The 17,545-nt window shown below is 62.3% G+C and carries 16 protein-coding genes; 10 read left to right on the top strand and 6 right to left on the bottom strand.

Annotated features, from left to right (window positions below):
- Nucleotides 1-225 precede the first annotated feature (225 nt).
- The 6 genes from C443_RS19365 (at nucleotide 226) to C443_RS19340 (ending at nucleotide 7,898) form a co-directional block, all read left to right on the top strand.
- Nucleotides 226-2,124, top strand: a complete 1,899-nt coding sequence (locus C443_RS19365; protein WP_005538525.1) for a 2-oxoacid:acceptor oxidoreductase subunit alpha — start codon at nucleotides 226-228, stop codon at nucleotides 2,122-2,124.
- A gap of 3 nt (nucleotides 2,125-2,127) precedes the next feature.
- Complete coding sequence (locus C443_RS19360) at nucleotides 2,128-3,066, top strand: thiamine pyrophosphate-dependent enzyme (RefSeq protein WP_004516277.1); 939 nt, start codon at nucleotides 2,128-2,130, stop codon at nucleotides 3,064-3,066.
- Between the two features lie 85 nt (nucleotides 3,067-3,151).
- The gene (gene lrpA1 / locus C443_RS19355) at nucleotides 3,152-3,580 is read left to right on the top strand and encodes an HTH-type transcriptional regulator LrpA1 (protein ID WP_004591923.1); all 429 of its coding nucleotides are present in this window, start codon (nucleotides 3,152-3,154) and stop codon (nucleotides 3,578-3,580) included.
- 35 nt (nucleotides 3,581-3,615) lie between these two features.
- Nucleotides 3,616-5,289: a DHH family phosphoesterase gene (locus tag C443_RS19350; RefSeq protein WP_005538524.1), complete on the top strand. Its 1,674-nt coding sequence runs from the start codon at nucleotides 3,616-3,618 to the stop codon at nucleotides 5,287-5,289.
- Nucleotides 5,290-5,327: 38 nt separating this feature from the next.
- On the top strand, nucleotides 5,328-6,119 hold the full coding sequence (locus C443_RS19345; protein ID WP_005538523.1) for a CBS pair associated ParBc domain-containing protein: 792 nt from the start codon (nucleotides 5,328-5,330) through the stop codon (nucleotides 6,117-6,119).
- Between the two features lie 75 nt (nucleotides 6,120-6,194).
- A complete protein-coding gene (locus tag C443_RS19340) occupies nucleotides 6,195-7,898 on the top strand; it encodes a methylmalonyl-CoA mutase family protein (RefSeq protein ID WP_005538520.1) in 1,704 nt (567 codons plus the stop codon).
- A gap of 5 nt (nucleotides 7,899-7,903) precedes the next feature.
- Here C443_RS19340 and C443_RS19335 read toward each other — a convergent pair whose 3' ends face one another.
- The 4 genes from C443_RS19335 to C443_RS19320 all read right to left on the bottom strand — a co-directional run bounded on the left by C443_RS19335 (nucleotide 7,904) and on the right by C443_RS19320 (nucleotide 11,050).
- Nucleotides 7,904-8,170 carry a DUF7520 family protein gene (locus C443_RS19335; protein WP_005538519.1) on the bottom strand — a complete coding sequence of 89 codons (267 nt, stop codon included), beginning with the start codon at nucleotides 8,168-8,170 and terminating at the stop codon, nucleotides 7,904-7,906.
- Nucleotides 8,171-8,386: 216 nt separating this feature from the next.
- Nucleotides 8,387-10,171 (bottom strand): cytochrome c oxidase subunit I, encoded by a 1,785-nt coding sequence (ctaD, locus tag C443_RS19330; RefSeq protein ID WP_049944152.1) that lies wholly within the window; start codon nucleotides 10,169-10,171, stop codon nucleotides 8,387-8,389.
- A 168-nt stretch (nucleotides 10,172-10,339) separates the two neighbouring features.
- A complete protein-coding gene (locus tag C443_RS19325) occupies nucleotides 10,340-10,591 on the bottom strand; it encodes a DUF6684 family protein (RefSeq protein ID WP_005538515.1) in 252 nt (83 codons plus the stop codon).
- A gap of 63 nt (nucleotides 10,592-10,654) precedes the next feature.
- Complete coding sequence (locus C443_RS19320) at nucleotides 10,655-11,050, bottom strand: DUF7541 family protein (protein WP_005538514.1); 396 nt, start codon at nucleotides 11,048-11,050, stop codon at nucleotides 10,655-10,657.
- 89 nt (nucleotides 11,051-11,139) lie between these two features.
- On the opposite strand from C443_RS19320, the gene C443_RS19315 reads away from it, so the two are divergent.
- Nucleotides 11,140-13,674, top strand: a complete 2,535-nt coding sequence (locus tag C443_RS19315; protein ID WP_005538513.1) for a DUF7527 domain-containing protein — start codon at nucleotides 11,140-11,142, stop codon at nucleotides 13,672-13,674.
- Between the two features lie 9 nt (nucleotides 13,675-13,683).
- On the opposite strand, the gene C443_RS19310 is transcribed toward C443_RS19315, so the two are convergent.
- The gene (locus C443_RS19310) at nucleotides 13,684-13,989 is read right to left on the bottom strand and encodes a hypothetical protein (protein ID WP_004516266.1); all 306 of its coding nucleotides are present in this window, start codon (nucleotides 13,987-13,989) and stop codon (nucleotides 13,684-13,686) included.
- Nucleotides 13,990-14,167: 178 nt separating this feature from the next.
- Here C443_RS19310 and C443_RS19305 point away from each other — a divergent pair, with 178 nt between their 5' ends.
- The 3 genes from C443_RS19305 to C443_RS19295 all read left to right on the top strand — a co-directional run bounded on the left by C443_RS19305 (nucleotide 14,168) and on the right by C443_RS19295 (nucleotide 16,450).
- Nucleotides 14,168-15,544, top strand: a complete 1,377-nt coding sequence (locus C443_RS19305) for an adenylosuccinate synthase (RefSeq protein WP_005538511.1) — start codon at nucleotides 14,168-14,170, stop codon at nucleotides 15,542-15,544.
- Nucleotides 15,545-15,658: 114 nt separating this feature from the next.
- Nucleotides 15,659-15,853 carry a methytransferase partner Trm112 gene (locus C443_RS19300; RefSeq protein WP_005538510.1) on the top strand — a complete coding sequence of 65 codons (195 nt, stop codon included), beginning with the start codon at nucleotides 15,659-15,661 and terminating at the stop codon, nucleotides 15,851-15,853.
- Nucleotides 15,854-15,886: 33 nt separating this feature from the next.
- Entirely contained in the window at nucleotides 15,887-16,450 is a 564-nt protein-coding gene (locus C443_RS19295) for a DUF7524 family protein (RefSeq protein WP_311241300.1), read from the top strand.
- Between the two features lie 8 nt (nucleotides 16,451-16,458).
- Here the strand turns inward: C443_RS19295 and C443_RS19290 are convergent, their stop codons facing one another.
- On the bottom strand, nucleotides 16,459-17,535 hold the full coding sequence (locus C443_RS19290) for a DR2241 family protein (RefSeq protein ID WP_005538508.1): 1,077 nt from the start codon (nucleotides 17,533-17,535) through the stop codon (nucleotides 16,459-16,461).
- Between the last annotated feature and the right edge of the window lie 10 nt (nucleotides 17,536-17,545).

The following is a 17,545-nucleotide window of genomic DNA, read 5'->3' as shown; positions in this document are numbered from 1 at the left end:
AGGGAGTTACTCGGCTTACTATTAGCTGCTGACACGTGCGACTCAGACGGATATACTGCCCCTGTGAATATTCCCCAATAGCGCCGAACCCCATTTCGAAAACGGCAATCTGAGGTGCCTGAGACGAAAGATAACGATTAATGAGTGGTTACATAGTGGAAAATCTTTAGTCATGGCCCCCCAACGGAATGGTACGGCACCAGAGCTGGGGCCGAGGATTTCACCATGACAGACAACGAACTAATCTGGCGAATCGCCGGTGGTTCCGGTGACGGAATCGACTCGACAAGCCAGAACTTCGCGAAGGCCTTGATGTGGTCGGGGCTGAACGTGTTCACACATCGTCATTACCCGTCGCGTATTCGTGGCGGCCACACGTACGTTGAAGTACGTGCGAAGGACGAACCGGTACAGTCCCGCGGGGACGGCTACAACTTCCTGCTGGCCCTGGGTGACTCCTTCGCCCGGAACCCACAGGAAGAGGCCTACTACGGCAAAGAAGAGCTCAAACCGCTGTACGAGAACTTCGACGACCTCCGAGAGGGCGGCGTTCTCCTCTACGACGAGGGACTGCTCGACGACGAGGACGTCGACGAGATCGGTCTCGAAGAGGCCGCCGAGGAGAACAACTGGCACGTCGTCCCGATGGACCTCCGCGGTATCGCCAAGGAACACGGCCGCGAGATCATGCGGAACACGGCCGGTATCGGCGCGACCGCGGCCATTCTCGACATCAGCACCGACGAGTTCGAGAAGCTCATCAAACAGAACATGAGCGGCGACATGCAGGAGGCGAACCTCAACGTCCTGCACGACGCCTACGAAGCCGCCAGCGAACTCGACGTCGACCACGACATCGAGGTCCCCGAGGGCTCCCACGACGAGGAGCAGGTCATTCTCTCGGGCTCGAACGCCATCTCCTACGGCGCAATCGACGAGGGCTGTCGCTTCATCTCGGGCTACCCCATGACCCCGTGGACCGACGTGTTCACGATCATGTCACAGCACCTGCCCTCGTTCGGCGGGATCTCCGAACAGGTCGAAGACGAGATTGCGGCCGCCGCGCTGGCGCTCGGTGCGTCCCACGCCGGCGTGAAAGCCATGTCCGGGTCCTCTGGCGGTGGCTTCGCGCTGATGTCCGAACCGCTCGGACTCGCAGAGATGACCGAGACGCCGATCGTGCTGGTCGAAGCGATGCGAGCCGGTCCCTCGACGGGGATGCCGACCAAGCCCGAGCAGGCGGACCTCGAACACGTCCTGTACACCTCACAGGGCGATTCGGCTCGCGTCGTCTTCGCACCGGCGAACATCCGCGAGTGTTACACGCAGACCCGCTCTGCGTTCCGCATCGCCTACGAGTACCAGATCCCGGCTATCGTCATCTACGACCAGAAGATCCAGGGCGAACTCCGGAACCTCCCGGCCAGCCACTTCGACGAGGAACCGAACGCCGACCCCGGTTCGGTCCTCACCGAAGAGGAGATTCAGGACGCTGCACACCACTCCTCCGGGAAGTTCCAGCGCTTCCTCCACGAGCCAGAGGACGGCTCGAACGTCAGCCCGCGCTCCGTGCCGGGCCAGAAGGACGGCCGCTTCCTCGCAACGGGCAACGAGCACAACCCATCGGGCCACATCAGCGAGGACCCCGAGAACCGCATCGCCCAGATGAACCGTCGGCTCAACAAGCTTGACGACATCCGTGCTGATCTGGACGAAAACACGTCCCACCAGACCTACCACGGACCCGAGGACGCCGACTACGGCATCCTCGTGTGGGGCAGCCAGCAGGGGACCGTCTTCGAGGCTGTCGACCGACTCAACGAGAACGGCCATTCCGTGAAGGCGCTTGGCGTCTCCGACATGGCTCCGTACCCGAAAGAGGAAGTCTCCAAGTGGCTCGAATCAGTCGACGAGGCGCTCGTTGTCGAGATGAACGCCACGGCCCAGTTCCGCGGCCTGACCCAGAAGGAACTCGGGAAGTACGGCGACAAGATGTCGAGCCTCCTGAAGTACAACGGCAACCCGTTCGAGCCCGCCGAGATCGTCGACGGGTTCGAATCCAGCATCGACGGCGAGGAACTCGCCGCGAGCAACATGAAGTACGTACCCGCGGCAGGTGACTAACCTATGAGTGCATTCTCAGCAATCAACGAAGAACGCGAAATCGAGCGTGACGAGTTTACACCCGGCATCGAACCCCAGGCGACCTGGTGTCCGGGCTGTGGCGACTTCGGCGTCCTCAAGGCGCTGAAGCAGGCCATGCCGGAAGTCGGCAAGAACCCCGACGAGGTCGCGCTGTTCACCGGTATCGGGTGTTCCGGGAAGCTCAACAGCTACTTCAACAGCTACGGCTTCCACACCATCCACGGCCGCTCGCTGCCCGTCGCCCGGGCCGCGAAGCTCGCCAACCCTAACCTCGAAGTCATCGCGGCCGGCGGGGACGGCGACGGCTACGGTATCGGTGGGAACCACACCATCCATACGGCCCGTGAGAACCACGATATGACGTATATCGTGTTCAACAACGAGATCTTCGGGCTGACAAAGGGTCAGACATCCCCGACATCGCCGAAGGGTCACAAGTCCAAGACACAGCCCCACGGCTCGGCGAAGTCACCGATCCGCCCCCTGTCCCAGCAGCTCAACGCCGGCGCGACCTACATCGCCCGGACCGCGGCTGTCAACCCGAACCAGGCGAAGGAAATCATCGCCGAAGCCATCGAACACGACGGCTTCGCACACATCGACTTCCTGACCCAGTGTCCGACCTGGAACAAGGACGCGAAGCACTACGTCCCGTACACGGACGTCCAGCAGTCCGACGAGTTCGACTTCGACGTCTCGGACCGCGCGGAAGCCGCCGAGATGATGCGAAAGACCGAGGAACGACTGTACGAGGGCGAAGTCCTGACCGGACGGATGTACATCGAAGACGAGCGCCCCTCCTACGGCGAGGAGAAGCGCCAGATCGGCGAGATGCCCGAGGAACCCCTCGCAGAGCGGTACTTCGACGAGGACGCGGAGTGGGAACGGACCTACGACAACCTCCTCGAACACCACAAATAAGGCCCGCTACCGGACGGCGGATACCACCTCGAACGTCAGTTTCCGGTTCGGAAGATATTTTTTCATGCACCGAAAAGATTAGTCCATGAGTGCCGAGTCTACGGAGCGTCGAATCCTGTCGGTCCTCGAGGAGGACGCACAGGCCTCGTACGCAGAAATTGCGGAGCGAGCCGACGTATCGAAGCCGACAGTCCGGAAATACATCCAGAAACTCGAAGAGGAGGGTGTCATCGTCGGTTACTCCGCCGATGTCGACCCGAAGAAGCTGGCGGGCCAGTCGATTGCACTGGTCGGCATCGACATCGCGAGCGATTGCTACGTCGAGGCCACGCGGAACCTCAAGGAAATTCCAGAGATGGAAGAGCTGTACACGTCTAGCGGCGATCATATGCTGATGGCAGAAGTCCGGGCGATGGACGGGGACTCGCTGGCGGACGTCATCGAAGACAAGATCCTCGCCCTCGACGGTGTTACCGCCGCGCATCCGTCGTTTCTGCAGGAACGGCTGAAGTAACGGGTTTTTAGACGCTCCAGTGCTGACTGCACGGTATGCTTTCTCGGCTGGTGCTCGGACTCGGGCCGACGGCCGCGGACCTTCTCGACGCGATTAGCGACGACCGCGGCGAGCTGGCAGTTGTGACCCAGGACGAGCACCGCGCTGAAACGCTCCGGGCGGACGGCATCAACGTGCTCGAAGCCGACCAAGCTGACCCGTCCGTTCTCGCCGGTCTCGACATCCAGCCCGAGAGCGTCATCGTCGCCAGCGAAGACCCGGAACGGAACGTCGACGCGGCGATGACCGCGCGTGACCGCTTTCCCGACGCGTTCCTCCTCGCCTACGCCGGGCGCGGCGCGACGGTCAACCAGCGCGACCGACTCGACAGCGTGGCGGACCGGCTGGTCATACCGGAAAACGTCGTCACCGACTACGTTACCCAGTCGGTCGGCGACGAAGGAACACGGGCCAGACAACTCCATCAGATACTCCGGAACATCGACGACCACCTCGCCGTTGTCACGCACGACAATCCCGACCCTGACGCGATTGCCAGCGCTGTCGCCCTCGGAGCGCTCGCTGAACGGGCCGACTGCGAGGTGACGATCTGTTACTACGGGGAGATCTCACATCAGGAGAACCGGGCCTTTGTCAACCTCCTCGAATTCGACCTCCGGAACCTCGATGCCGATTCGCCGGATGAACTGGAAGCGTTCGACGCGTTCGCGCTGGTCGACCACTCCAGAGCCGGCGTCAACGACCAGCTTCCGCCGGAGACCCCCATCGATATTGTCATCGACCACCACCCGCCGCGCGTCCCGATCGAAGCCCGCTTCGTCGACCTCCGGAGCGGCGTCGGGGCGACGAGTACGTTGCTGGTCGACTATCTCCAGCGGTTCAACGTCGATATTCCGACACCCATCGCGACGGGCCTGCTGTTCGGCATTCAGGTCGACACGAAGGACTTCAGGCGGGAAGTCGCTGCCGCGGACTTCGAGGCCGCCGCGCATCTCGTGACAGACGCCGACATGGCGACGCTACAGCGCATCGAAGACCCGAGTGTGAGCGCGGAGACGCTGTCAGTCATCGGCCGCGCGATTGCGAACCGCGAGCAGGAAGGGTCGGTGCTTCTGACCGGTGTTGGCGAAATCAGTGACCGTGACGCGCTCGCACAGGCGGCCGACAGGCTACTCGATCTCGAAGGCGTCCAGGCGACGATGGTGTACGGCGTCGTCGACGGGACGATTTACGCCTCCGCTCGGGCGCGTGGGGCGGACATCGACCTCGGCGAGGCACTCCGGGACGCTTTCGGACAGATCGGGTCCGCGGGCGGTCACGCCGATATGGCGGGCGCACAGATCGACCTGGGGATGATAACCGTCGACGACCGCGAGGAGTCGCTCGAGGAGATCGTCCGCTCCATCGTTTCGGACCGATTTCTCGACGCCATCCAGTCGCGGTCCCACCGGCTGCTCGGGCGTGTCTACGCACGCTCCGACTACGACGTGACCGCGTTCACGGAATCGACGGCGCTTGAACGGGACAGCAGAGACACCATCGCGACGGCTGGAGACGCGCCTGCAGGGTCAAACGAGGACACCGCAACGGACTGGAACAGCGATGTGATGTTTCTGGAAAACGGCGACGAGGACGGAGGCGACGAGCCAGAACAGGGGGAGGACAGCCCAGACACGCTCGTCGAACCCGACGACAGCGAGCCGTCGTAGGCGAGCCTTTTTTATTGTCGGTCGAGAACTCCGTGCCGATGGAGGAATCGAGTCGACCGACGGTCGGAGACTACATGACACGCGAGGTTGCCACCGTCGAACTCGACGACACTGTCGGGGAGGTCGCCCGACGTATCGCCGACAACGACCACTTCAGTGGGTTTCCAGTGACGGACGGCCGCCGCGTCGAAGGGTTCGTCAGCGCGCGCGACCTGTTGCTAGCGGAAGACCACGAGCCGATGTTCCGCGTGATGACCGACGACATCCTCGTGGCGCATCCGGACATGGCCGTTCAGGACGCGGCGCGCGTTATCCTGCGGTCGGGCATCCAGAAACTCCCGGTCGTCGACGACGCCGGCCACCTCGTCGGCATCATCTCGAACGCCGACGTGATCCGCTCACAGATCGAGCGGGCGACCCCGGGCAAGGTGGACAAGCTCAGCAGGACACTCGAGAACATCCACGGTATCACGACACACGAAGGCCGCCGTGAGGTGGACCTTGCCAAGCTGACGCCGACACAGACGACGGTCTATGCCGACGAACTCGAAGGCCGGGTGTACGAACTGGAACGTGGGTTGGCGGAACCGCTTGTCGTCATCGACAACGGTGGCGACCTCCTGCTGGCGGACGGTCACCACCGCGTCAAAGCCGCCGCGCGGCTCGACATCGATGAGATGGACGCCTACGTCATCGTCCTTGACGAGACGGTCGAACTAGGGATGGCTGAAACGGCCGCGGACTCCGATCTGGAGTCGATCGACGATATCGAGGTCGTCGACTACGCGCACCACCCGCTCGTGCAGACGACGGAACGGCTTCAGGACTAGTCCGCAACGGTGTGATCGACGGTCACATCTCGCTTCCCCCGAACCTTCTTACTAAATCATGACATACACCGGAGTATGTTCGACGAGTCGGACCTCCAGCGCATCCGCGAGCAGAAAGACGAGTGGGAAGCCGAGACACTGGACCCCGTACTGGACGCCTACGGCGAACGCAAGAAGCGGTTCGCGACGGTCTCAAACCTCGATGTAGACCGGCTGTACACGCCACGCGACGTAGATGACCTCGATTACGAGGAAGATATCGGCTTCCCCGGCGAGGAGCCGTTCACACGCGGTGTCTATCCGACAATGTACCGCGGCCGGCAGTGGACGATGCGACAGTTCGCGGGCTTCGGGACCGCCGACGAGACCAACGAGCGGTTCCACTACCTCATCGACGAGGGCCAGACCGGGCTGTCGACGGCCTTCGACATGCCGACGCTGATGGGGATCGACTCCGACGACGTGATGGCCGACGGCGAGGTGGGCAAGGAGGGTGTCGCCGTCGACACGCTAGCGGACATGGAGCGACTGTTCGACGGCATCGACCTCGGCGAGGTCTCGACCTCCTTCACAATCAATCCCAGCGCCCCCGTCATCTACGCGATGTACATCGCGCTGGCCGACCAACAGGGGGTCCCGCGCGAGGAGATCCGGGGGACGCTTCAGAACGATATGTTCAAAGAGTTCATCGCACAGAAGGAGTGGGTCATCCCGCCGGAGCCGTCGCTAAAGCTCGTCACCGACACCATCGAGTTCGCCAGTCAGGAGACGCCGAAGTTCAAGCCCATCTCGGTGTCGGGGTATCACATCCGCGAGGCCGGCTCGACGGCAATACAGGAACTCGCGTTCACGCTTGCTGATGGTTTCGCCTACGTCGAAGACTGTCTGAACCGCGGGATGGACGTCGACGAGTTCGCCCCACAGCTGTCTTTCTTCTTCAATTCGCACAACTCCATGTTCGAGGAAATCGCGAAGTTCCGCGCGGCTCGCCGCATCTACGCCCGCGTGATGGACGACTGGTACGACGCGGAGGCCGACGCGAGCAAACAACTGAAGTTCCACACCCAGACTGCCGGCCAGTCACTGACCGCCCAGCAACCGCTGAACAACATCGTCCGCGTGACGATTCAGGCCCTTGCAGGAGTCCTCGGTGGAACTCAGAGCCTGCACACCAACAGCTTCGACGAGGCGCTGGCACTCCCGTCCGAGCAGGCGGTGCGGGTCGCGCTCCGAACACAGCAGATCATCGCCGAGGAGTCGGGCGCGGCCGACATCGTGGACCCGATGGGCGGCAGTTTCGCCATCGAGTCGCTGACCGACGAGGTCGAGGAGAAGGCGATGGCCTACATCAATCACATCAGAGACGACCTCGGCGACGGATCGGTCCGCGACGGCGTCATTCAAGGGATTCAGGACGGCTACTTCCAGCGTGAGATTCAGGACGCCGCCTACGAGTACCAGCAGCGCGTCGAGAGCGAAGAAGAGGTCATGGTCGGCGTCAACAAGTACACCGTCGAGGAAGACACCGAACCCGAGATCCTCACCGTCGACGAAGACGTACAGGAACGCCAGCGGGACAAGCTCGCGACGGTCAAGGCAGAGCGCGACGACGCGGCCGTGGAAGCGGCGCTTGACGAATTGCAACAAGTGATCACCGACGGCGGGAACGTCATGCCCGTCATCATCGATGCGGTGAAAGCCTACGCGACGATGGGCGAGATCATGGCTGTCTTCGAGGCAGAATACGGAAGCTATCAGGAGACGGCCAGCGTTGCGTGACCGGTTCAGGATCCGGCCGCGTCGTCGACCCGTTCGGAGACGTACACGACGAGGCCAAGTAACACGCCAAGGACGATACCGATAGTGACGAATCCGTAGATTGCGACGCCAAACGGCGTCGGCGGTAGCGCGATTACACCGAACAGTTCCGGTTCGAGGTCCTCCGGTCGGATGCTGCCGAGTACGAACCCCATTACACCGGCAAGAACAACAATAGCGACGTACAGGCGAAGGACGATCTGTCGTCCAGACCTGGCCTCAACTTCGCTCATGTGAGAACAACGGCGCGGAGACGATTAGCCTTTTTCACTTCCACGCCGTAGCTATCCTATGTCACAGAAGGAACTGCTGTTTCTTGTCCTGACCGGAATCGCACTCATGATGTTCGTGACGGCGATGGTACTCGTTTCCGGCGCAAGCTAACAGCACTGTCAGTTCGGTCGTGGCTGCGAACGAAGCAAGGCAGACGAAAACAGAGTTCGGGACGCTTACGAGTCGTTTTGTTCTTCTTGACCGCCGTCAGCAAGCAGCGACGGGTCCTTCTCCGGACTGTCGGCTTCGAGTTGCTCCTCGAACCACTGGAACTCACGATCCAGCATGCCGTCGCGCTCGAGGTTCCACGGGTCACCGTCCTCGACCTTCGGGCCTTCGAGCCAGGACTGGACGATGTTCCAGACGAAGAACAGCTGGCCGATAAACAGGATGAGCGCACCGACGGTCGCCGCCTGGTGGAACGTCGACACCTGCGTCAGCGGCGCGATAGCACCATCGAACTGGTAGGTGGCGTAGCGCCGCGGCATCCCCAGATAGCCCAGCGCAAGCATCGCGAAGAACGTGATGTTGGTCCCGACCATGGAGAACCAGAAGTGCGCCTTCCCGAGGGTACGCTGGTACATCCGGCCGGTGAAGATGGGGAACCAGTAGTAGATGCCCGCGAAGGCCGCGAAGCCGATGGCTCCCATCACGATGTAGTGGAAGTGCCCGACGACGTAGTAGGTGTCGTGCAGGATCAGGTCGACAGGGATGGAGGCAAGGAACACCCCGGTGACACCGCCGATGATGAAGTTCGAAACGAAGCCGATACAGAATAGCATCGGCGTCGTCAGGCGCAGGCGGCCGTTCCACATCGTCGTGATCCAGTTAAACGTCTTGACCGCGCTCGGTATTGCGATAGCCAGCGAGACTGCCATGAACGACGCCCGGAGCCGCGGGTCCATGCCCGTCGAGAACATGTGGTGGGCCCAGACGCCGAAGGACAGGACGCCGATGGCAAGCGTCGAGTAGACGACGAACTTGAAGCCGAACAGCTTCCGTCCGGAGAACTTCGGCAGGATGAGGCTGACCAGTCCCATGGGCGGCAAGACGAGGATGTACACCTCAGGGTGGCCGAAGAACCAGAACAGGTGCTGCCACAGCAGCGGGCCGCCACCTTCAACGGCGAAGAACGTCGTCTGGAGGTTCCGGTCCAGCAGCAGCATCACGATGGCGCTCCCCAGTAGCGGGAAGGCGAACAGGATCAGTGCGGACTGGGTGAGGATCGTCCACGAGAAAATGTCGAGGTTCGCCCAGTTGACCTCCTCGTTGCGCTCCGTGAAGATGGTCGCGATGAAGTTGATCGCTCCCATCGTCGCTGCGACGCCGGAGAGGTGCAGCCCGAGCAACATCAGATCGACGCCGGGGTTCGCCTGCTCAACCGACAGTGGCGTGTACATCGTCCAGGCCGTTCGGGCCGGTTCGATCATGTTGTCGGTCACCGGTGCGAGAAAGAACCCCGCCCAGATTAGCAGTGCTGCCGGCGGGAGCAGCCAGAACGCGATGGCGTTGATACGCGGAAACGCCATGTCGTCAGCCCCGATGAGGAGGGGGATGAAGTAGTTCGCGAACGCCGCGATGATCGGCGTCCCGAACAGGAACAGCATCGTAATGCCGTGACTCGTCAGGATGGAGTTGTAGGCGTTGTTGCTGAGGATGGCTCCAGCGGGCGTGACGAGCTGGAGGCGGATGAGCATCGCCATGATACCACCCACGGCGAATGCGATGACCGCGTACACCCCGTACAACAGACCGATGTCCTTGTGGTCGACAGTTGTTAGCCAGCGAATGATACCTGCGGGTTTCTCACGGTTGATGACCGCCGTCTCGTCACCCGTGACGGCCCCGCCACCCGCGAGCGGCGTATACGAACGCCAGTTCTCGACACGGGTGAGAAGCGCGGCGACGCCGACGAGGAGGACGGCCATCAGCCCCGTCAGCACAATATCTCCTGCTACCATAGTCGTCCTTCAGGACTGGGACATTATCAAAGGGTCGATTCCTGCAGCAACGACCATAAAATACGGCTCCCATCCAGCGTTACAGCTTCAGAAATAAGGGACCACTCACACTGTCGCCCGGTGGCAAGGACGGCCAGCTTTCGAAGCGATCTGTCCGAAGCCGTCAGTTCAGTCTTCGTGACCCAGCTCGCCGCTCTCCTTCTCGGCGTTCTCGACAGCCTTCCCCGCGTAGTAGGTCAGGACAGCGAGCAGCAGGAACATCGAGATAATCAGTGCGAACTGCAACCCGGTGAAGACGGGATCGGTTCCGAACGCCGGGAACGCGGCGAACGCGATGATAAAGAAGAAGAGGATCCCGAGCGGGATGACGTTCACAGTGAGGTCGAGCAGGGTATCTTTTTCGAACCCGAACAGTGCCATGCCTGCCCGTTAGAACAGGCCAGTAAATAGAGTGTTGGTTTCCGAATCGGGCCAGTGCCCGTCTCAAGCCGCGGTCTGTTCCATAACTGAGGCGACGCCGCCCATTGCGATCATCACAGCACCCGCCGCGGCGACGGCCACCAGCCGAGTGAAGAGTGGCCCGGTCCCGACGTTCGAGAGGGCGATATCGGCGACCGGGACCTGCCAGAGCGCAAACGCGGCGGCGAGGATGATAAGCACCACGCCCACCCCAAGCAGGGTCGGCCACGGCCGTTCCACGTATCCGGATTCCGTGAGGATACCGGCGATGCTCCCGCCGAACAGTATCAGTCCGAAGACGGCCACTGGAAAGAGTCCGACGAACACGCCGATCTCTGACAGTGCTAATCCCAGTGCGACGAACAGCGGCCACGGACTCGCAGTCGGATACTGATCGCTTAGTCCCGGCTCCTCTGCCATACCAGCAATTGCGCCCGAATCGTCATATGTCCATCGGACCGCGCCCGTGGGCACAAACTATTTGTCCACCATCCGGCTTGGTGGGAGTAATGAGTTCACGCACGGTCGAACGGGTCGACGGCTGGGAGTCGGTACCGTTCGACGGCGGGTTCGCGGGCCTGCAGGACCTCGCCGGACAGGAGTTCTCCGGCGCGGTCATCACGGGTCCGACGCGCCTGTTCATGTTGAACGGGACCGTCGTCGGCGTCCTCGACGGCACCATCGAGGATTTCGAGGACGCGTCGGGAACAGCTAAGCGGTCACCGCACGAGGCGTTGCCACTGCTTGCGGTGATGCAGGAACGCGCCGACGAGGTGAAAGCACAGTACTACACCGAAGACACGGCGCTTGCAGAAGTCGACCAGACGCTGTCGAGCGGTAACTTTACCGGCTTTATCGAACTCTCCGAGAACGTCCTCTCGGGCGACTACTACACCGTCTACCACCAAGGCCGCTCGATGAGCGTCGCGTGGGTCGGCAACTCCGACAACCTCATCACCGACGACGAGGCGTTCGACACGGCCAACGACGAGGTCGGCATCTACGAGGTCATGCCGGTCGACATCGAGCCGACCGAGATTCCGGAACCGCCGGAAGACGACACGGACGAGCAGTCAGCGGACCCGGCGGCTGCCGGCGTTGACCCGCTCGAGGCTGGTGACGAGACAGCCGTTACCGACGAAGGTGCGATAGACAGCACGCCGACAGATACGGCGGTACCAGACGAACCGACACCACAGGACGACGACAGCGATGAACCGGTAGACCCGTCCCCGGACCCCGTCGGAGATACCGAAGCCGATGGAACCGACGACGCCGGACAGGCCCAGACCGCAGCAGAGCCGACGCGGGACCGCGGCCCTGCAAGCAGCGGCCCGCCGGGATCGAAAGCCGCCGGTGCGACTCCTGGCCGGTCCCGCCGCAGTTCCGAGTCTGACGAGCAATCGAGCGTGGACGAAAAGCCGAATTCGGACAGCCGGCCAGACAGCAAAGCGACAGACCGGGCGACGACAGACACCGATACCGCGACACAGACGGAACCTGATTACGAGTCCACTGAACAGGAGGCCGGAGTGAGAGAGACTGCCGGGGAGACCGAGCCGAAACCATCGGCGACTGAGCCATCACGGACACAGGAATCCCAGCACGCCAGCGCTCGAAGCACCCCGGCACAGAGCGATCAGGCGGCTTCGGCAGACCGTCGCGCCGAACCGGAAGACCCGAAACCGACACAGAGCCCCGAGCCACAGACGTCCCAGACACAGTCTGGGACTGGAGCGACAACGCCGACGCCGGAGGCCAGTTCTGGCGGGTCAAGTACGGATCTGGAGACGCGCTCGGTCCCATCGCTGGACCCGAACAAGTCCGGCGGTGCGCAGGAAAGCACAGCCACCAGCGTGTCTCCCACGCAGACGCCGCCAACAGGTGGGCAACAGGCATCGACACCGCGACGCGACCAGCCGGCCCAGAACGACCCGACGCCGTCGAACGAATCCAGCGTGCAGGGACCAGCACCGGCTCAGGAAAGCCGTGGCACAACTGCGAAAGACCCGGAGCCGGCGCAGCCGGCCGATACGCCGCAATCCCAGCCGTCGACAGGGGACCAGAGACAGTCGCCTGCCGACGAAGAGCCGACACCGCGCGACCCGGAGCGTGTGGCAGAGCTCGAGTCCGAGCTCGAACAGCGAGCCGAGACGGTGTCGGACCTCGAATCCGAACTCACGGATCTGGAGGCAACAAACCAGGAGCTTCGGGACGAGCGCGACCGTTTAGAGTCGGAGCTGGCCGACGCACGGGCCGAAATCGACCGGTTGGAGGAGCAACTCGACGAGCAAAACGACGCCGCCGCAGGTAGCACCCGGCTCAGCGCCAGCGAGGCGATAAACGGGACGAACCTCTTCGTCAGGTACGATTCGAAGGGTAAGGCGACGCTGGAGGAAGCCAAGGACGGCGAAGCGAGCCGCGAAGAGGTCGAGGCGAATCTCAGGCTGGAGTATCACACGCAGTTCGAGGCAGAAGGCGCCACGGTCAACGGGACGCCCTTCGAGGAGTACCTCGAAGACAGCATCCAGTACCGCTTCGTCAACTGGCTCATCCGGAACCTCCTCTACGAGATTCGGGACACCGGACACGCGGGAGCGATGAAAGACCTCTACGAGGGGCTTCCGGCCATCGACCGCGCCGAACTGAACGGCAACGTCACGGTGACATACACGGAAGACGGTCAGGAGACCCGCTCGCAGGAACGGTTCGACGTGGTCGTCCGGGACCGGATGGGGAACCCGCTGGTCGTCGCAAACATCAACGACTCGCGCGAGCCGGCCTCCGAGGGCCAGATGTCGGACCTCATCCGGAACGCCGAGCGGGTCGGCAACGCCTCCGGATCACTCGCGTCGGCGTTTCTCGTCACGAGCAGTTTCTTCGAGCCGGGCGCACTCGAAACCGCCGAAGAAGCCACCTCTAGCGGGCTGTTCAATCGCGATAAGCGCAAGAGTTTCGTGAACATCTCGCGCAAGAAGGGCTTTCACCTCTGTCTGTTAGAAGCGAGAAACCAGGAGTTCCACCTGGCGGTCCCGGAACTCTGAGAAAGAAGCTTAGCCTTCGATTTCGGCCGCGTCTTCGATCTTCATACCTTCGAGCTTGTCGATGATTTCGTCGACCTTCTCGTCGAGGTCGTCGACGAACTCACCGGTCTGTTCGGTCGTGATCGCACCCTGGCTGGAGGGCTCGATGAGGTTCTCCTCTTCGAGAACGCGCAGGGAGTACCGCACCTTGTGGTGCGGGTAGCCGGTTTCGTTGGACATCTTCACGATACCGATAGGCTCGTTCTCGATAACCATGCGAAGCACCTGCAAGTGGCGCTCCAGCATGTCAACTTCCTTTTCAAGCCTGTCTATCATGGCAATTGTTAACTTGTGTTTGCGGTATTTAAAGGTTCTCCCTCGCCCAATCGCTACAACGTTGATACGTTTGAACAGGGGTATCTTAAAACCGTCGTAACGATTCACATGGGTACTGCTCACGAGCGTGAGTTCAGGACCGTAATCTGTTTATCACGGTGGCTGGAAGGTGCGTGCGATGACCGTAACCATCGTCGGCTCACAGCTCGGCGACGAAGGGAAGGGCGGCATCGTCGACCTGTACGGCGACGACGTGGACGTCGTCGCGCGCTATCAGGGCGGCGACAACGCCGGCCACACCGTCGTCCACGAGGGCGAGGAGTACAAGCTCTCGCTGGTTCCGAGCGGAGCCATCCGCGGCAAGGTCGGCGTACTCGGCAACGGGTGTGTCGTCAATCCGCGAACGCTGTTCGACGAGATAGACACGCTTCAGGAACGCGGCCTCGACCCGGACGTTCGCATCGCCGAACGAGCACACGTCATTCTCCCGTTCCACCGCGTGCTCGACGGTATCGAGGAGGAACTAAAAAGCGAAACGGATGACGAAGTCGGGACGACGGGCCGGGGTATCGGCCCGACCTACGAGGACAAGGCTGGTCGCCGCGGCGTCCGCGTCGGCGACCTGCTTGACCCGGACGTACTCCGAGAGCGCCTCGAATACGTCGTTCCGCAGAAGCGGGCCGTCGTCGAGGACGTGTATGACCTCGACGTCGACGAGCTTGACGACCCGGATGCCTTCGACGTTGACGCCATCTTCGAGGAGTTCCGCGAGTTCGGCCGCCGTTTCGAGGCCGAGGACATGACCGTCAACGCCGGGGCCTTCCTCAGCGCGACCATCGACGAGGGCCAGAACGTCATGCTCGAGGGTGCACAGGGGACCATCATCGACATCGACCACGGGAACTACCCCTACGTCACATCATCAAACCCGACGGCCGGCGGCGCGGCGACCGGGACCGGACTCAGCCCCGGCGTCGTCGGTGACGGCGAAGTTATCGGGATCGTGAAGGCGTACCTCACTCGCGTCGGCAGTGGCCCACTACCCACCGAACTCGGCGGCGTCGTCGGCGATACGCCCGGCTACGACGAGCAAGGCGAGGGTGAGAACGAGGAGCTAGCCAACTACATCCGGGAAGAAGGTGGCGAGTACGGTACTGTTACCGGCCGTCCGCGACGTGTCGGCTGGCTCGACCTGCCGATGTTGCGCCACTCCACGCGCGTGTCCGGCTTTACCGGCATCGCCATCAACCACCTCGACGTCCTCGCCGGCCTCGACGAAGTGAAGGTCGGTCACACGTACACGCTTGATGGCGAGGAGCTAGCGTCGATGCCCGCGACCACCGAGCAGTGGAAGCGCTGTGAGGCCAATCTCAAGTCCTTCGACGGCTGGCCCGAGATCGACTGGGCGGACGCAGCCGACGAGGGGTACGATGCGCTGCCTGAGAACGCAAAAGCCTACGTCGAATACATCGAGTCCGAACTCGACACCCCGGCCTACGCCATCGGCGTCGGTCCCGGCCGCGGCGAAACTATCGTCCGCGAGCATCCGTTCTAACGGGCGTTCCTCCCTACGTCGATGTTCGAGGGGTCGTACACGAGTAGCTAGCGACGGGACGACACCCACTGGGAGAGCGGCAGACTTTTGCGACCGCCGGTCTTGGCTGAATATATGAAAGAGGACCTGATGGAAATTATTTGCTGCCCTCTGGACAAGCACGACCTCGACCTCGAAGTGACGGAGCGCGACGACGGCGAAATCCTGTCGGGCCAGCTCACCTGTACCGAGTGCAGCGAGACGTTCCCCATCGAGGACGGCATTCCGAACCTGCTCCCGCCGGACATGCGCGACGAGGCACCGGCCTGAACCTTTTTTTCCTCGCCACGCGGAGTCACATCCGTGCCTGACTCCCTGCCCGTGCACCTCAATCGGACGGACATCCACAGTCTGGAGGTTCCAAACGAGTTCGACGCCACAGGGAGTTTCGACGTGCAGTTAGTCAATCACGGCGAGGCCCTGCACGTCCATCTCCACCTCGACGACTCGCTCTCTTCCATCGCGTCGCTCGACGCCACGAACCACCACGTACGGGCCGAAACCGACCGATTGGTCAAAATAACTGTCGACGGTGACGGGCCGGTCCGTGGCAAGCTAAAGATCGTGACAGGGTACGGCGCCGAGACCCGGTACATCGACATCTACATCCCGGAAGGCGGGACCGAGAATGAACCGGTCATCGTCGACGACGAGCTGTCGAAGCCACAGCCGAAACCGACGACGGAATCGGAACCCAGCCTCGAAGACCTGTCGGCGGGGCCGATACTGGCGGCTGGCGGTTTCACCGTCCTGATTGCGGGACTCATCACGCTGGTTCTCACCGAGAGCATGCTGTTGACCGTCGCCGCCGTCCTCGTAGTCACAATCGTGCTGGGACTCCTGTCGGTCGCCGTTCGCTCGTCCTGAAACCCCGGTTACTGCTCCGTCTCGCCGCCGGGGTTCCCTTCGTCGTCGAACAGCTTCGCTCGCAGGAACCGGGTGCGGTATCGGTTGGCTCCCTCGTAGATGTCTGCCTCGCGGATGTCGTCTGCCTCGCCGTCGGCGACGGCATCGATGATGTCCTCGATCTGTTCTTTCTCGCTGGGCGTAAGCTCGAACTCGTAGGTCTGGCTCGTCTCGCCTTCGAGTTTCGTCCACTGGCGTGCGCCAGCGATGACGAGCGAGCAGGGTTCGCGGCAGGGGAACTCACCCGATCCGCCGTCGACATCGAGGTCCGTCTCCTCGTCGTACTGCCACTCCCGGCGCTTGAGACACTGGGAGTCGTCACAGCAGGCCTCGGCGACCCAGTTGACGTGTTCGTAGCCGTCGCCGCGGTCCCAGGTCTTGACGACGCCGTAAATCCCGGTTTGCCGGTCGACGGTATCTCGCCAGTGGGTCACGTCGAGTTCGCCCTCCCGGTCGCGGTGCCAGTTCGAAATCGTGGCCGGATAGAAGAAGTCCACCGTCTGGACTAGTTCCGTCGGCCCGAGTTCGGGAAACATCCAGCCAGACTGGAGCGTGGGGGCTGTTTTCAGCGGGCGGTAGCGGTCACGGTCGTCGTGTTTGGCGAGGGTACGGGCGTCCAACGGGTCGTCGTACGCGTCCAGCGAATCGGCGTCTGTCCCCGTGTCGTCGACATGGCGGAGGTCGTACACCCGCTCGTCGTCCTCGTCCAGTGTCACGGTAATCGAGAGCTCACCCCACGTCGTCGTCAAGCCCTCTCGTAACTGATCGTATCGGTCCGGGATTGGCGTCGACTCGGCGTTTTCGAGCCACCGGAGATACGCCCAGCGAGGCTCCGCTTGGGGCGCTTTTGCGTGCCAGAAGTACCAGTTCGAGATGTACTCGGGGTACGATGCGGCCAAGCCATCGAGGTCCGCAATACTCGTAGTCTCTGACTCCGCTGCCGTCTCGACGACGTAGCGTCCACCCTCGACCGCTGCCTCGATACCGTCGAACGCGATACCGTCCGACGCTGCCTCGGCGAACGCCTCGACATGGGTGTCGTCCATACCGCCGCCG

Origin of the sequence: Haloarcula argentinensis DSM 12282, assembly GCA_000336895.1 — an archaeon.
Lineage (GTDB): Archaea > Halobacteriota > Halobacteria > Halobacteriales > Haloarculaceae > Haloarcula > Haloarcula argentinensis.
The sequence above is the reverse complement of the archived record's forward strand: the minus strand, read 5'-3'. Positions and strand labels throughout refer to the sequence as shown.

Excerpts from the sequence above, each read along its gene's own strand:
- C443_RS19365 (WP_005538525.1), top strand. The coding sequence starts at position 226 with ATGACAGACAACGAACTAATCTGGCGAATCGCCGGTGGTTCCGGTGAC.
- C443_RS19360 (WP_004516277.1), top strand. The coding sequence starts at position 2,128 with ATGAGTGCATTCTCAGCAATCAACGAAGAACGCGAAATCGAGCGTGAC.
- lrpA1 (WP_004591923.1), top strand. The coding sequence starts at position 3,152 with ATGAGTGCCGAGTCTACGGAGCGTCGAATCCTGTCGGTCCTCGAGGAG.
- C443_RS19350 (WP_005538524.1), top strand. The coding sequence starts at position 3,616 with ATGCTTTCTCGGCTGGTGCTCGGACTCGGGCCGACGGCCGCGGACCTT.
- C443_RS19345 (WP_005538523.1), top strand. The coding sequence starts at position 5,328 with ATGGAGGAATCGAGTCGACCGACGGTCGGAGACTACATGACACGCGAG.
- C443_RS19340 (WP_005538520.1), top strand. The coding sequence starts at position 6,195 with ATGTTCGACGAGTCGGACCTCCAGCGCATCCGCGAGCAGAAAGACGAG.
- C443_RS19335 (WP_005538519.1), bottom strand. The coding sequence starts at position 8,170 with ATGAGCGAAGTTGAGGCCAGGTCTGGACGACAGATCGTCCTTCGCCTG.
- ctaD (WP_049944152.1), bottom strand. The coding sequence starts at position 10,171 with ATGGTAGCAGGAGATATTGTGCTGACGGGGCTGATGGCCGTCCTCCTC.
- C443_RS19325 (WP_005538515.1), bottom strand. The coding sequence starts at position 10,591 with ATGGCACTGTTCGGGTTCGAAAAAGATACCCTGCTCGACCTCACTGTG.
- C443_RS19320 (WP_005538514.1), bottom strand. The coding sequence starts at position 11,050 with ATGGCAGAGGAGCCGGGACTAAGCGATCAGTATCCGACTGCGAGTCCG.
- C443_RS19315 (WP_005538513.1), top strand. The coding sequence starts at position 11,140 with ATGAGTTCACGCACGGTCGAACGGGTCGACGGCTGGGAGTCGGTACCG.
- C443_RS19310 (WP_004516266.1), bottom strand. The coding sequence starts at position 13,989 with ATGATAGACAGGCTTGAAAAGGAAGTTGACATGCTGGAGCGCCACTTG.
- C443_RS19305 (WP_005538511.1), top strand. The coding sequence starts at position 14,168 with ATGACCGTAACCATCGTCGGCTCACAGCTCGGCGACGAAGGGAAGGGC.
- C443_RS19300 (WP_005538510.1), top strand. The coding sequence starts at position 15,659 with ATGAAAGAGGACCTGATGGAAATTATTTGCTGCCCTCTGGACAAGCAC.
- C443_RS19290 (WP_005538508.1), bottom strand. The coding sequence starts at position 17,535 with ATGGACGACACCCATGTCGAGGCGTTCGCCGAGGCAGCGTCGGACGGT.